The 14,014-nt window shown below is 71.3% G+C and carries 15 protein-coding genes; 7 read left to right on the top strand and 8 right to left on the bottom strand.

Features of this window, described 5'->3' with window-relative positions; genetic code table 11:
- Nucleotides 1–178 precede the first annotated feature (178 nt).
- From ATJ97_RS00710 to ATJ97_RS00700, 3 genes are all read right to left on the bottom strand, one after another.
- On the bottom strand, nt 179–1,093 hold the full coding sequence (locus ATJ97_RS00710) for a hypothetical protein (RefSeq protein ID WP_098482101.1): 915 nt from the start codon (nt 1,091–1,093) through the stop codon (nt 179–181).
- Between the two features lie 99 nt (nt 1,094–1,192).
- Entirely contained in the window at nt 1,193–2,194 is a 1,002-nt protein-coding gene (locus ATJ97_RS00705) for an ATP-dependent DNA ligase (RefSeq protein WP_098482100.1), read from the bottom strand.
- A gap of 242 nt (nt 2,195–2,436) precedes the next feature.
- On the bottom strand, nt 2,437–2,775 hold the full coding sequence (locus ATJ97_RS00700; protein ID WP_098482099.1) for a hypothetical protein: 339 nt from the start codon (nt 2,773–2,775) through the stop codon (nt 2,437–2,439).
- A gap of 332 nt (nt 2,776–3,107) precedes the next feature.
- On the opposite strand from ATJ97_RS00700, the gene ATJ97_RS00695 reads away from it, so the two are divergent.
- The 3 genes from ATJ97_RS00695 to ATJ97_RS00685 are packed head-to-tail and all read left to right on the top strand — an operon-like array spanning nt 3,108 to nt 6,188.
- Nucleotides 3,108–3,416, top strand: coding sequence for a MobC family plasmid mobilization relaxosome protein (locus ATJ97_RS00695; RefSeq protein WP_098482098.1), 309 nt, complete (start codon nt 3,108–3,110; stop codon nt 3,414–3,416).
- Nucleotides 3,413–5,335, top strand: coding sequence for a relaxase/mobilization nuclease domain-containing protein (locus ATJ97_RS19945; RefSeq protein ID WP_098482097.1), 1,923 nt, complete (start codon nt 3,413–3,415; stop codon nt 5,333–5,335). The genes ATJ97_RS00695 and ATJ97_RS19945 overlap by 4 nt, the downstream gene beginning before the upstream one ends.
- A 22-nt stretch (nt 5,336–5,357) precedes the next feature.
- Complete coding sequence (locus ATJ97_RS00685) at nt 5,358–6,188, top strand: hypothetical protein (protein ID WP_098482096.1); 831 nt, start codon at nt 5,358–5,360, stop codon at nt 6,186–6,188.
- A 102-nt stretch (nt 6,189–6,290) separates the two neighbouring features.
- Here the strand turns inward: ATJ97_RS00685 and ATJ97_RS00680 are convergent, their stop codons facing one another.
- Entirely contained in the window at nt 6,291–8,546 is a 2,256-nt protein-coding gene (locus tag ATJ97_RS00680) for a heavy metal translocating P-type ATPase (RefSeq protein ID WP_425432713.1), read from the bottom strand.
- 124 nt (nt 8,547–8,670) lie between these two features.
- A complete protein-coding gene (locus ATJ97_RS19610) occupies nt 8,671–8,835 on the bottom strand; it encodes a hypothetical protein (protein WP_170036998.1) in 165 nt (54 codons plus the stop codon).
- Nucleotides 8,836–8,933: 98 nt separating this feature from the next.
- Here ATJ97_RS19610 and ATJ97_RS00675 point away from each other — a divergent pair, with 98 nt between their 5' ends.
- From ATJ97_RS00675 to ATJ97_RS00665, 3 genes are read left to right on the top strand one after another with little or no spacing between them, the layout of a single operon-like run.
- The gene (locus tag ATJ97_RS00675; RefSeq protein ID WP_245861915.1) at nt 8,934–9,272 is read left to right on the top strand and encodes a glutaredoxin; all 339 of its coding nucleotides are present in this window, start codon (nt 8,934–8,936) and stop codon (nt 9,270–9,272) included.
- Nucleotides 9,272–10,222 (top strand): cytochrome c biogenesis CcdA family protein, encoded by a 951-nt coding sequence (locus tag ATJ97_RS00670; RefSeq protein ID WP_098482094.1) that lies wholly within the window; start codon nt 9,272–9,274, stop codon nt 10,220–10,222. The genes ATJ97_RS00675 and ATJ97_RS00670 overlap by 1 nt, the downstream gene beginning before the upstream one ends.
- Nucleotides 10,219–10,839: a peroxiredoxin family protein gene (locus tag ATJ97_RS00665; protein ID WP_098482093.1), complete on the top strand. Its 621-nt coding sequence runs from the start codon at nt 10,219–10,221 to the stop codon at nt 10,837–10,839. Before ATJ97_RS00670 ends, ATJ97_RS00665 begins: the two co-directional genes overlap by 4 nt.
- Nucleotides 10,840–10,842: 3 nt before the next feature.
- Here the strand turns inward: ATJ97_RS00665 and ATJ97_RS00660 are convergent, their stop codons facing one another.
- Complete coding sequence (locus ATJ97_RS00660) at nt 10,843–11,667, bottom strand: F510_1955 family glycosylhydrolase (RefSeq protein WP_098482092.1); 825 nt, start codon at nt 11,665–11,667, stop codon at nt 10,843–10,845.
- A gap of 214 nt (nt 11,668–11,881) precedes the next feature.
- Nucleotides 11,882–12,334 carry a DUF305 domain-containing protein gene (locus ATJ97_RS00655; RefSeq protein ID WP_098482091.1) on the bottom strand — a complete coding sequence of 151 codons (453 nt, stop codon included), beginning with the start codon at nt 12,332–12,334 and terminating at the stop codon, nt 11,882–11,884.
- 388 nt (nt 12,335–12,722) lie between these two features.
- Between ATJ97_RS00655 and ATJ97_RS19605 the strand changes: the two genes are divergently transcribed.
- Nucleotides 12,723–12,878 (top strand): hypothetical protein, encoded by a 156-nt coding sequence (locus tag ATJ97_RS19605; RefSeq protein WP_170036995.1) that lies wholly within the window; start codon nt 12,723–12,725, stop codon nt 12,876–12,878.
- Here the strand turns inward: ATJ97_RS19605 and ATJ97_RS00650 are convergent.
- A complete protein-coding gene (locus tag ATJ97_RS00650; RefSeq protein ID WP_245861912.1) occupies nt 12,844–13,956 on the bottom strand; it encodes a sensor histidine kinase in 1,113 nt (370 codons plus the stop codon). The genes ATJ97_RS19605 and ATJ97_RS00650 overlap by 35 nt on opposite strands.
- Between the last annotated feature and the right edge of the window lie 58 nt (nt 13,957–14,014).

The raw sequence follows: 14,014 nt of genomic DNA, 5'->3' as shown, positions 1-14,014 counted from the left end.
GGAGCCCCCCTCGCACGTCTAGCCTCGCCGAGCGTGGGATCTGGATCGGCGTAGCCACGCACTGAGCTATGGCCGCAGTTCGGCACTGTGAATCTGCCTTGTATGACCAGAGGCGGCGGTACGAAGATTCCCGCAACGCGTGGCGGCTGGCGGAGACGCGGGCTGTCTGGCCTTCGGTTCAGCCGGTGGGCAGGGCGGCGATGAACATCGGGTCGGACCAGTCAGCCGACACGGCCCAGGTGCCGCCTTCCAGGGCGTCGGCCGGAATTTCGAACGGGAACGTGCCAAGGGCGGATCCGCCGGTGTAGAGGTCGTCAACGTCCGTCATCGCGCCGGGGATTCCCGACATGATCTCGGCGTCGTAGGAGCGGCCGTCGGCGGATACGAACGCCACGTCGACGTCGAGCCACGGGGTGCCCGACCCCTGTCCCTTGTACGTGACAGTCACGGGCAGCAGGACATAGACCTGCCCTGCGGCGGGCGGGTCGTAGAAGCGGTTGGCGGCCGAGATCTCGGGCCAGGCGTCGAAGTCGGCGTACCCGACCTTCACCTCCCACGTGGGCTGGGCTCCCTCGGAGAAGGTGATGACGTCTACGTCGGGCATACCGGGGTTGTCTCGGGTTCCCTTCTCTGGCGTCGGTGGGGTGGTCGGGGTCGGCTTCGGCGTGGGGGCGGCCGCCGGCGTCTCTTCGTGGCCCTCGGTAGCCATGCTCACGACACCGTTGAGCGAGCGCACCACCTTGCGGAGCTCCTGGAGTTCGGAGTTGATGACGAACGCATCGCCGACGAGCACGTTCGAACCCATGGCGGTCATTTCGCTCGCGTGAGCGTTGGCGGCCTTCTCATCGGTGAAGACCATCAGGACGGTGTCATCGTCGCAGTCGGCGGCATCGGTTGCAGCGGTGACGTTGCGGGGAGAAAGTTCCTTGCACGTCCCACCAGCGTCGACGAATGCCTGGTGCAACTTCTCGATCGTGGTTATGGCGCCGTCTTCCTGGGGCTCGGCCTTTTTCGGCTCGGCGTTACCGGTCGAACAGCCAGCGAGAGTCAGGGCCGCGGCGGCGACTGCAGCGGCGATTCGGGTGTGCTTCACGAGTGGGCAGAGCTCCAGCGGTCATGCGGCTTAAGGGGGGACGGAGCGGGCGACCGCATTGCCGACGCTCCACCACCGATTCTCTACCGCAATGAGTACTCAGCGGGGCGGAATGACGTCTTCAATCTGGAGCTCGAGTCTGGCGCGGACGTAGCGGAGTGGGTGGCGGTAGGAGGTGCCGGACCAGGCGACGTCGGCGGTGACCTCGATGACGAGGGGGTCAACGAGGGTGATGTCGATGGGCTCTTTGTCTCGTGCGAAGCGGTCGAGGGCGCCGCGGGGGATGCGGGTGGGCCAGGGGTGTTCGCCGGCGGGCGGGTGCAGGAGCGCGCTGAGCGCGCGGGCGGGTCCGGCGTGTAGGGGAGTGGTGCGTCCGACGATGCGGAGCCGGCCGTCGATGACCAGGCCGGCGATGAGCGCCTCGGGACGCTCGAGGGTGCCGATGACCGCGCCGCACACGACCTCTGCCGTGTCGCGGTGTTTCACCTTGAGCCAGTCACGCTTGCTCCCGCGGTAGGGCTGGGCAGCGCCCTTGAGGATCAGGCCCTCGACGCCGGTGACGTGCAACTCGTCGAGCCACCGGCGGGCCTCGTCGGTGTCGGTCGTAATCGGAGAGATCTGCATGGGTGGTTCCCAGTCGCTGGCGAGTTCCTCGAGCAGATTGCGGCGGTCGCGCAGGGGGAGGTGGCGCACGTCCTGGTACGCGACGGCGAGGATGTCAAAGGCGACGTAGGAGGCCGGTTCGCGGCGGATGAGGTCGGCCAGTGCACGCTTGGAGCTGGTCATACGGTGCTGCAGCGAGGAGAAGTTGAGCCGGCCGTCGGTGAAGACGACGATCTCGCCGTCCAGCACGCATCCGGGCGGCACCGCTGTGGCGGCCGCGGCGTAGAGGTCGGGGAAGTAGCGGGTGAGGTCCTTGCGCTGCCGGCTCCATAGGACGGTGCTGTCTCCGTCGCGAACCACACTCGCGCGGTAGCCATCCCACTTGGGCTCGGCGATGAGACCGCCGGGCAGCGTGCCGGGGGCCGGGAGTTTCTCGACGGCTCTGGCGAGGGCGAGGTCGACTGGGCCGCGGAGTCCCTCGGGCAGTGTGCTGCTCATCCCACCTTCGCTTCGTCGTCGTTGCGCCTGTCGGCGAGCATCGCAAGAACTGAACCTTGCCGCGCCAGGAGAGCGCCGGCCCTGGGTGGTGGGTGCCGCTGCTTCTTCGGCCCCGGGCAGAGTTGTTCACCCAGTTCGGTGGGTGTTGTCAGGGGTGCGGCTTGCCGCATCGCGAAGCGACGCCGTGCGCCCTTGAGGGCACCCACCGAACCGTGACCATCAGGAACTCCGAGGAAGGGCGGTCAGTTCAGCGACGGCTCCGGCTCCGGGGCCGGAGCCGTCGCCTGACCGTCGACGCCAGTGGTGTCGGCGGCGGGCTTCTTGGCCGCCGCTCGACGGCGGGTCCTCGCCTTCTTCTCCGGCTCGGTCAGCCCTAGCTTGCGGAGCTCGTCGGGCGACCAGCCGTCGCTCAGTGCGGCGTTGTAGAGGCGCACGTGGTCGCGCTCAGCTTCGGCGACCTGCTCGCGCAGCTCGGCCAGCCTCTGCCGCGCGGTGACGAGCGTGCGGACCGACGCGATACGTCGGTCGAGCAGTTCACGGGCCTTCTTCTCGGCGTCCTCGACGCTCAGTTCCTTCGTCATGCCATCAGCCTAGGGTGACGGACTGACGCCGACCGATACCCACGCGTCCCATGCCCTTTCGGCATTAACGCCTAACGCCAGGCGCACAAGTGCGCCAACCTGTCCGAGACCGAGCAAGTTATATAGTTACGTGCCGTAACTGGCCGCCATCGCTGGACGGCCTGCGGCCTTTACTGGCACGCTGGTCGCGTGGTCCCCGCACGGGGCGGGGTCGCTGCGCTGGGCCGGGAGAGGCGGTGGTCGCGGTGGCGGAGGAGCCTGCGAGGGCGCGCCGTGTGGTCCGGCGTCGGCGGGCGAACGTGGCTGGTGGTCGCCAGCACAGCCACCGCGTGATGGTCACGCCCGAGGAGGAGGCGCTGCTGCTGCAGCGCGCGGAGGAGCACCGGGTCACGGTGCCCCGGCTGCTGATCGAGTCGGCGCTGGCACCGACGGGGGAGACGCCGACTGAGCGACGCAACGCGGTCGTCGAGCTGTTCGCCGTGCACCGGCTGCTCGCGGGCATCGCGAACAACGTCAACCAGATGGCCCGGGTGACGAACGTGACCGGTGAGGTGCAGGCCGAGATGGTCGCCACGCTGCGCGCGGTGCGCCGCACGGCGGAGCGCATCGACGACGCTGTCGACCGGCTCGGGACGTCGTGATCCCGCACATCGTCCGGGGCGACCGGATGGCCGGCCTGATGGTCTACCTGGCGGGTCCGGGACGGCGTAACGAGCACACCGAGCCGCACCTGGTCGCCGGTGATCCGGCGCTGATGGCGTGGCACGACGACGACGAGCTCGACCGCGACGCCGCACTGGCGATCGCGAAGTACCTCGACCGCCCGCGCAAGGCGCTCGGGGTTGACGTGACGATGGGCGTCTACGAGCGCCAGGTCACCGGCCGCGACGACGCCGGCAAGCGGATCTTCAAGAACGTCAAGGTCGGCGAGAAGCAGGCCCACGTGTGGCACTGCTCGCTGTCACTGCGGCCCGAGGAAGGCCGGCTCACCGACGAGCAGTGGGGTGCCATCGCAGGCGAGTTCATCAAGCGCATGGGGTTCGACGACCACGAGGGCACGAAGGCCCCGTGCCGGTGGGTCGCGGTGCACCACGGACTCTCGTCGAAGGGCAACGACCACATCCACCTGGCGGTCAACCTGGTGCGCGAGGACGGCACCAAGGCGTCCACCCACAACGACTACAACCGTGTCCAGCAGGTCGCTCGCGACCTCGAGCGCGAGTTCGACCTGCTGCCCCTGGTGCCCAACGAGTACGAGACCGCCCGCGCGCACACCCGCGCCGCGTGGGAGCACGCCCGCCGGACGGACGGCCGGGTGCCGTGGGACGAGCTCACTGGTGAGCTGCAGGACGCCGAGGTGAGCAAGCAGTTCGCCACCGACCAGGCCTGGCAGCGCGCCCTGACGGGCCGGGACCGGCACGGGCCGGCGGACACCGCCGAGCGTGCCTACGACCCCGCCGAGCAGGAGGCCCAGGCCCGCGGCCGCGCCCGCGCGAAGCACGAACGCAACCGCCGCCACGGCCGGGGAGAGGTGCCGTGGGAGCAGTTGCCCGCGGCCGAGAAGCACGCCCGCATCAGCGCCGAGCTGCGCGCGGACGAGCCGCGCCGCGCACTCGCCCGGACCGTGCGCGGCTGCTCCACCGCGGCCGCGGACGAGGCCGAGTTCGTGCGCCGGATGCGCCGCGCCGGTCTCCTCGTGCGGCCACGTTTCGCAGACGGCCGCACGGACGTCGTCACCGGCTACTCCGTCGCCACACGGCCCGAGGCCGGCGAGCGGGCGATCTGGTACGGCGGCGGGCACCTGGCCCGCGACCTGACCCTGCCCCGGCTGCGCCAGGCATGGCCCGACACCCCCGCGGCGGCGACCGCCGCGGCGGGGGAGTGGACCGCCGCGAAGCGCAACCGCCGCCCGGTCGCGCCCGGCCGCGAGAGCGCCGAGGTCGACCCTCGACTGTGGGAGCTGTACGCGACCGAGGTAGACGTGCTGCGCGAGCGGCTGCGCAGCGTGCCGATCCACGACCGCGACACCTGGGCCCAGGTCGCACGCGACACCGCCGGCGCTTTCGCCGCCTGGTCGAACCGCGTCGAGGCCGTGCCCGGGCCGCTCGCCGCGACGGCCGACGCGCTGGCGAAGTCGGCCCAGCTGCGCCGCCAGAGCGTGCACCCCAAGGCTTCCGGGAAGGCGTCGGTCGGGGGAGTCGCGATGCTGCTGGCGTCGGCCACCATGGCTGGCCAGGGCGCCATCGCCCAGGCGGCGATGCTGCGCCAGCTCGTCATGCTCGCCCAGGCCGTCTACGCCATGCACCGAGCCTCCGCCGAGCACCATCGGGCGGCCCACATCCGGCACGTCGCCGAGCGACGCCTGCGTGAGGTCGCAGACCGCCTGCCACCCGTACCTGCCGCCCCGGCGCACGACGACAGGGCGGCCGAGGCCGCTCGGGTCGCGGCCACGGGCCAGGTTCGGGCCCGGCCGATCGGGTCCCCGGTTCCCAACCGGATCGATCCCGCCCGCCGCCACCAGCTCGCAGGGCACGACAAGGACCGTGGACCGGAGCGGTAACCAACACAGATGGGGGAACGTCATGGTTGAGGAATCCGACGGCATCGAGGAAGCCGTGACCGGATCGGTGCGCGTCGCCGTCACCGTCGGGGCACGCATGGGCGAGATGCTCGCCCGAGCCCGCGAGGAACGCCTTCGTCGCGCCGAGGCTGCCGATGAACAGCAGGCCCGTGAGCTCACCGCCCGGCTGCACGCCGAGCAGGCCGCCGCCCTCGCCCCGGCCTTCCGCACGGAGTGGTGGGACCAGGCCGGTCCCGAGGACATCCAGCACGTCTACACCGCCGCCCGCGCCTGGACCGGCCAGGACCCTGAGGCCGACCGAGCCGCCGACCGCATCCGAGACGAGGTCCGACGCCGCTACGGCGTCGACGTCGACCGTGCCGCCGCCGACCCCGACCTCGTGCGCGTCGCGCTGGAACGCGCCGAGGCCCGCCGCGCCCAAGCCGAACAGGAACGCGGCCGCGTTGCCGAGGAACAGGTCCAGGCGCAGCTCTTGGTCGCCGAGGCCGGGATGGCCGACCAGGCCGCCGCGACAGCCCGCGCAGCCGCGCAGCACGAACCCGACCCCGCCGAGCGAGCCGAAGCAACTCTCGTAGCGGAGCAGGAGCAGATCCGCGCCACCGCCGCCCGCGAGGCCGGCAAGGACAACTACGACAGCGCCGAACGACGCCAGGCGTTCGCCGCCGACCTCGAGCGTCGCGGTCTCGACTACGAAACCGTGGCCGCACGCATCACCGCCGACGTCAGCCAGGGCACCCACCCCTCCGCGGCAGTCAAGCCCGCAGGCAAGAAGGCGCCCAAGGCGCGGAAGAGCCGCGGCCCAGAACAGCGACAGCAGGAGCTGAGCCGGTAGTTCGGCGGAAACGCCCCGGGGATGTCCCCGAGGCGTTCGCGTTGTGCCGGTAACGGTGCTTCAACTAGTCGTGCTGTGCAGGCGGCTTGCAGGTTCGGTGGGTCAGCGGCTTGCCATCTCGGGCTGCGGCTGGCGTGCGGCCTGGCGGCCGGGGACTTGCGGCGCGCCGTGGGCGGCGGCGGTGGAGGCCTCGGGACTGAGGTCGAGCCGGCGCAGGAGCTGGGCGTTGGCGGCGACGACGATGGTCGAGGCCGACATGAGCAGTGCGCCGATCTCCATGGGCAGGACGAACCCGACGGGGGCGAGGACGCCCGCGGCGAGCGGGACGGCGGCGATGTTGTACCCGGCGGCCCACCACAGGTTCTGCTTCATCTTCCGGTACCCGGACCGGGAGAGCTGGATGACGGACAGCACGGAGCGGGGGTCGTCGGAGGCGAGGATGACGCCGGCCGAGGCGATGGCGACGTCCGTGCCGGCACCGATGGCGATGCCGACGTCAGCCTGCGCGAGGGCGGGGGCGTCGTTGACGCCGTCGCCGACCATGGCGACTGTGCGGCCCTGGCGCTGGAGCTCGAAGACCTTCTCGCTCTTGTTCTCCGGGCGCACACCTGCGAAGACCTGGTCTATGCCGAGCTCGGCCGCGACGGCGCGGGCGACCGGTTCGGCGTCACCGGTGATCATCACGACGTGGACGCCCAGCGCGTGCAGGGCCTCGACGGCCTCGCGGGACTCCTGACGCACCTCGTCCTCCAGGGCCAGCGCCCCGGCGACCTGCCCGTCGACGAGGACGTGCAGCACGATCGCACCCCGCTCTGACCATGCCGCCGTCTGGGGCAGCGGGGCCAGGCCGTGCTCGGCGAGCAGGTTCGGGCCGCCGACGGCGACCTTCCGTCCGTCCACGGTGGCGGTGACCCCGACGGCGGTCGAGGCGGAGAAGTCGCTCGCGCGGGGCACGCTCAGTCCGCGTTCGTCCGCCGCGGCGGTGATGGCGCGGGCGAGCGGGTGCTCGCTGTCGGCCTCGGCCGCGGCGGCCAGGGCGAGCAGCTCGTCCCGGTCCAGGCTCGTGGTCTCGATGTCGTGCAGCGCCGGTTCGCCCTTGGTGAGGGTGCCAGTCTTGTCGAAGAGGACGGCGTCGACCGTGCGCATGCGCTCCAGTGCACCTCGGTCCTTCACCAGGACTCCGGCCCGGCCGGCGCGCTCGGTGGAGATCGACACCACGAGCGGAATCGCGAGGCCGAGAGCGTGGGGGCAGGCGATGACCAGGACGGTGATCGCGCGGATGATCGCGAAGTCGGGGCTGCCGACGATCGACCAGATGGCGATGGTGATGATCGCCGCGACCAGGGCGAACCAGAACAGCCATCCCGCGGCCCGGTCGGCAAGAAGCTGGGCGCGGGTGGTGGAGGACTGGGCCTCGGCGACCAGCCGCTGGATGCCCGCGAGAGCGGTGTCGTCCCCGACGGCGTCGACCCGCACACGCAGGGCGTTGTCCGTGGCGACGGTGCCTGCGACGACGTGGGCGCCGCTCTCCCGTCGCACGGGCCGGGACTCGCCGGTGATCATCGACTCATCGACGTCAGCGGCGCCGTCGACGACCGTGCCGTCGGCCGCGATCCGCCCGCCGGGGCGAACGATGACGACATCGCCGAGCCGGAGGTCGGCCGGGGCGACCGTGACGACACGATCGCCGTCGACCTTCTCCGCCTCGTCCGGCAGGAGCGCGGCGAGCTCGTCCAGCGCCGAGGATGTCTTGGCCAGGGAGCGCATCTCGAGCCAGTGACCGAGCAGCATGATCACGACCAGGAGCGCGAGCTCCCACCAGAAATCCAGCTCGGGGGACAGCACACCGAGCGTGGCGCCCCAGGAGGCGACGAAGGCGACCGTGATCGCCATGCCGATCAGCAGCATCATCCCGGGCTTGCGCGCCCGGACCTCGGAGACGGCGCCGGTCAGGAACGGCCGACCGCCCCAGAGGTAGATGACCGTGCCCAGGACCGGCGAGACGAGTGCGAGTCCCGGCGCCTGGGGCAAGGAGTAGCCGAGCAGGTCTGCGAACATCCCGCTGAGCAGCACTGTCGGGACCGCGAGGAGGAGGTTGATCCAGAACAGCCGCCGGAACATCCCGACGTGGTCGCCGTGCCCGCCGTGTCCCGCGTGCGCGGCGTGGCTGGCGTGCTCGTGGGCTGAGTGCTCACCGTCGACCGTGGTCGTCATGGCATGGCCTTCGTGGGCCATCTGCCCGGCGTCGTGACCACCATGGCGGTCGTGCACCGGTGGTGAGCTCTCGGCAGAGTCATCCGGTCCGGCGGGGTGGCCCGCTCCGGGTACATGTTCGTGTCGGTGCTCTGAGCCGTTCATCGCTCGCCTCCTTGGTGCTGCGGTTGATACCCCGAGGGGGTATCCGGCGCAACTGGTGCCGCGACAGATCTGTTCCCCAAGCCACGAATCTTCAGAGTTTCTTCATCATGGGGATATCCCGGCCTTATGCGTTCGTGCTGTCGTCGAGCACTTCACGCAGAGCCCGGACGGCGTCCTCACGGCCGGGGAAGGTGTGGCCGGACTGCTCGACGCCGCCGAGCCAGCGGGCCCACCAGATCCAGGAACCGTCGGGCTGCTGATGCACGCCCGCGTCACCGTCGTCGGTCACGGATTCATTCTCCACCGCATGGCCCGCCACTGGAGTCTTCGTCGTTTCTTCACAGGTCCGTCGCAGAACGGACGGTACGGGTCGGCCACGCTTCGCTGGTGAGCAGCGCTACTTCGGTGGAAGGGGTCGACGTGGACGTCGACAAAGGGAAGATTCCGGTTGTCGTGGTGACCGCGCCGGCGTGCCACTTCTGCGAGGACGCGGAGCGGGTACTGGCCCAGCGGGTGGACACCCTCGGTCTTGAGGTGCGGATCGTCGAGCTGGAGTCGGAGGAGGGCATCCAGCTGGTGGCCGAGCACCGGCCGGCGTTGAGCCCGCTGGTGCTGGTCGACGGGGCGTTCTTCAGCTCCGGCCGCCTGCCCCGGCGCAAGCTCGAGAAGCTCGTCGCCGCCCGGCGGACCGCCACGTCGCCCGCTGCGGCTGCCGGGGGCCGGTGATGGGCAGCGAGCTCCTGGCCGGCGGCTCCGTCCTGGCGGCCTTCTTCGCCGGCGGGGTGGCCCTGTTCGCCCCGTGCTGCATCGTCTTCCTCGCCCCGAGCTACCTCGCCGGTGCGGTGAAGAACCGGCGGTGGCGGCTGCTGCCGTTGACGTTCGTCTTCACCGCCGGCCTGGCCCTGGTGCTGGTCCCGATCACCGTCGGGGTGAGCCTGGTGGCCGGGGCGATCGCGAAGTACCACGCCCCGCTGTACGTCACCGGCGGCCTGCTGATGCTCGTCCTGGCGGGGCTGTCGCTGTCGGGCCGGATGTGGTCGCTGCCGAGCTTCCTGCGGGCACCGGACACCGCCCGGGGCGACACCGCCAGCTTCTTCGCACTGGGGGTCTTCTCCGGCGTCGCCTCCAGCTGCTGCGCCCCCGTCCTCGCCGGCGTGATGACGCTGTCCGCCCTCTCCGGGTCCGTGGCCGGAGGTGCGGTGCTCGGGCTGGCGTACGTCTTCGGGATGGTGTTCCCACTGTTCGTCATGGGGCTGCTGTGGGACACCCTCCGGCTGGACCAGCGCCGACCCTTCCGTGCCCGGCTGGTCAGGCTGCGGCTCGCCGGGCGGACGCTGGTGACCAACACCGTCAACCTCGCTGTCGCGGTCGCGTTCGCCGTCATGGGGATCTTCGTCATGGCTCTGGCCGGCAGCCCGGACATGACCGGCGGCACGGCCGCCCAGGAGGCGGTCGGCACGTGGCTCGCCGAGGTCTTCGCGGGCGTGCAGAACTGGCTTGCCCCGGTGCCCGAGCCGGTCCTCGGCGCCGGCCTGCTCGGCCTGGCCGCGATCTTCGTCGTCGCGGCGCTGCGTGACCGGCGCACCCCGTCGACCCAAGCCGCCCACGAGGACGGTCCCGGCGGCGCCGAACAGTCCTGCCACGACACCCACGAACCAGAAAGGCTCCACCGATGACCAGCACCGCCACCAAGGCACGCCGGCAGAGAGGGGCCGTCCTGGCCCAGCTCGCCGAGGAGCGCCGCACCGCCGACGCTAAGGCCCGCCGCATCAGGATCGCCTGGCTGCTCGGTCTGCTGCTCGCCGTCGTCGTCGTCACCGCCGGGCTCCTCTCCGCGCGCCCGGAGGCGGGCGAGCAGGACCACCTCGCGCCGGACTTCACGCTGCCCACCACGGCGGGGGATGAGGTGACCCTGTCCGACCTGCGTGGCGGCCCCGTGGTGATCTACTTCAACGAGGGCGCCGGGTGCGCCTCGTGCACGGTGCAGATGGCCGAGATCGAGAAGGAGCCAGGGTTCGCCGAGGCGGGCATCACCGTCCTGCCGATCGTGATGAACACGGCCGAACAGATCCAGCCCGACCTGACCCGCTACGGCGTCACTACCCCCTACCTGATCGACGACGGCATGGTCTCCGAGGCCTACGGGGTCCTCGGGACCGGCATGCACGCGGGCCTGCCCGGGCACGGGTTCGTCCTGATCGACGCCGACGGTGTCCAGCGCTGGCAGGGCGAGTACCCCTCCATGTGGCTCGAGCCGGCCAAGCTCCTGCAGGAGGTCACCTCCCGGCTGTGAGAGTCAGCGGGCGGACCCGGAGACGACCAGCCAGGTGCTTCCGCCGTCGTCGGTGCGGGCGATGTCGGTGCCGAACGCGGCCAGGTAGGTGTCCTCGTCCACCGCGGTGAACGCATGCGGTTCGCCGTTCTCCGGGCCGGCTGAGCTCCACGCCGCCCCCGGGAAGCGCCACAGCACCCCGGCGGTGTCGAGGCCGACCAGGGGTGTCGGGCCGCCCTCGTCGGCGGGGAGGTGGTCTACGACGACGAGCGGGCGGGGCGGCTGGAGCTCGGCCGGGGCGAAGGTGACGCCACCGTCCGTGCTGACCACGAGCCCCTCGGCGGTGGTGGCCACCACCCGGTCCGGGTCGGCCGGGTCGACGTCGAGGTCCCGGGCGGGCAGGCTCGCGCCCTGCTGCCACGTCTCGCCGCCGTCGTCGCTGCGCATCACCGTCCCGGTGCCCGAGTCCAGGCCGTAGACCCGGTCCCCGGTCGCGGTCAGCCCGTGGAAGTCGCTCTGCCCGCCTAGGGACACCTCTTCCCAGGTCTGCCCGGCGTCGGTGCTGCGGATCAGGCCGAGGTTGCTCGGCCCAGCCTCGTCAGGAGCCGGGTGTCCGCTCGCCAGGAAGGTGTCCTCCCCGACGACGGTGAACCCCATCAGATCGGCACGGGAGGTGCCGACCCGCTCGCCGGCACCGTCGAGGGAGTAGAGGCCGTGATGGGTGGCGACGTAGACGGTGTCCTCGGCCGGGTTCACACCCAAACCGTGGACGTGACCGAACGCCGTGCCCGGGTCGTTCGCCGCGGCCGCGGCGGCTGTCCGTCGGGCGTGGTGCCGGTCTGCGAGCACGCGGCCACGACCGTGCTCAGCGCGAGGACGAGGGCGACCCGCGCGGTCATAGATGAGGCGGACAAGGAACTCTCCTCCGGTGAACAGGCATACGTTTGCCGGCGGCGCGCCCCAGGGGGAGTGGGGCCGCGCCGCCGGCGGTCAGGGTGAAGGCGTGGGGCTGCGGGCGGTTCGCAGGTCCGAGGACTCGTCTCTCCGCGCCGTCCCCGGAACGTCACAGGTTCTGCAGCATCTGCTCCATCTGGGCGATCTCGGCCTGCTGGTCGTCGATGATCTTCTGCGCCAGCTCGAGCGCCTGGGGGTTCTCCCCGTCGGCGAGTTCGTCCTCGGCCATGGTCACCGCGCCCTCGTGGTGGGCGATCATCAGCTCGAGGAACCGGCGGTCGAAGTCGGGACCGGACTGGTCCTCGAGGTGGCCCATGGCCTCCTCCTGGCTCATCCCGTCCATGTCCATGCCGCCGTGGTCCATGCCGCCGTGGTCCATGCCGCCGTGGTCCATCGGCATGGTCTCCTCGCCCCAGGCCTCCAGCCAGGAGGTCATCTGCTCGATCTCCGGGCCCTGCGCGGCGGAGATGTCCTCGGCCAAGGCGCGCACCTCTTCCGAGTCGGCCTTCTCCACGGCGAGGTCGCTCATCTCGATGGCGCCCTCGTGATGGACGATCATCATCTGCGCGAACGTCGTGTCGGCGTCGTTGTGCGCCTCGTCGACCGCCGCGTCGCCGGACGTGCCAGCGGTCGCCGTCGCGGCCTGCTCCTGGGGGGTCGCGCCCGGCCTCGGCAGCCTCCTCCGAGCCGCCGCAGGCGGCCAGGGTCAGGGAAAGGACGAGGGCGCCGGTACCGGCGGCAAGACGGGAAGCGATCTTCACGGGAACGTGCTCCAACGTTTGGCGACATCTGTGCCCTGGGAGTGGAACAAGGGGGCAGGTGCCGGGTCCAGCCCGGGGGCCGGTCTTCATCAAACCTTCATCAAACTGGCCCGGGATCTTTGTCCCACCTGCAGGGGTAGCCGGGGGTTGCCGTTGGAGACTTGTCCCCGTCCGTGGGAGGAGATCGACATGTCGGTACAGCTGTGGCTCGTGCTCGTCCTGGTGTGCGTGCTCTACGTGGGCCTGGCTGTCTGGGTGGTCTCCGCGATCTTCCCGGCCCGCCGGCAGCGGCACCGGCCTCAGGCCGCCCCTACGCCACGTCTGCCGCAGGGAGCTCGACGGTGAACGCCGCTCCCTGACCCTTTCCGGCGCTGGTGGCGGTGACCTCCCCGCCGTGGGAGCGCACGATCGACCGGGTGACCGCCAGGCCGATCCCCGAGCCGCCGTGCGCGCGGTCCCGAGCGGTGTCGGCCCGGTAGAACCGCTCGAAGAGGTGCGGCAGGTGCTCGGCGGCGATGCCCTCGCCGTCGTCGGTGACCTCGATCCGCACGGTCCCGCCTTCCCGGCTGGCGTGGATGCCGACGAGTCCGCCCGCGGCGGTGTGCCGCAGGGCGTTGTCGAGGAGGTTGGTCAGCACCTGGCCCATCCGGTCCACGTCCGCCGAGACCACCGTCTCGCGCACCAATGTCGACGCGGTGACGTCGAGGTCGATCCCGCGGACGGCGTACCGCGCGGCGGCCTGGGCCTGCGCGGCGTCCAGGAGGGCACCGACACGCACCTGTTGCCGGTGCATCGTGAGCCTGCCCTCCTCGGCGGTGGTGACGAGGGAGATGTCCTGGGCCAGGCGGGCCAGGCGGGAGACCTGGTCGCGCAGCATCGCGAGGGTCTCCTCGTCGACCGGTACGACGCCGTCCTGGATGCCCTCGAGGTAGCCGTCGAGGGTCGCCACGGGGGTGCGCATCTCGTGGCGAGGTCGCCGAGTATGCGGGTGCGGGTCTGCTCGATGCGGCCCAGGTCTTCGGCCATGGTGTTGAACGAACGTGCCAGGTCGTCGAACTCGGTTTCCCATCCCGACCTCGGGCACGCGGGCGGAGTAGTCACCGCCCGCAACCTTCGCGGCGGCCTGGCGCACCGGGTCCAGCGAGTGTGCGATCCGCCGTGTGAGAAAGATGCTGACCAGCACGGAGGTGGCCAGGGCTGCGGCCAGGGCCAGGCCGAGGGAGTAGGCCGAGGCGGTGGCGAACGCCTCCTCGGAGTGGCGCACCACGCCCGGGTCGGAGGTACCGGACTGTTCGATGTGGAGGTGGAAGACCGCCGGGCCGATCGCGGAGGCGACCGCCCAGGCGGTCGCCGACCCCGCCAGGACGACCACGACGATCGCGGCGAGGAGCCGGGCCGCCAGGCCCCACCGGGCGATCCTCACCGGCCCGGCCCCATGCGGTAGCCGACCCCGCGCACGGTGCGGATGAAGACCGGGTCGG

This window comes from Georgenia soli, assembly GCF_002563695.1.
In the GTDB taxonomy this organism is placed as follows: Bacteria; Actinomycetota; Actinomycetes; order Actinomycetales; family Actinomycetaceae; genus Georgenia; species Georgenia soli.
The sequence above is the reverse complement of the archived record's forward strand: the minus strand, read 5'-3'. Positions and strand labels throughout refer to the sequence as shown.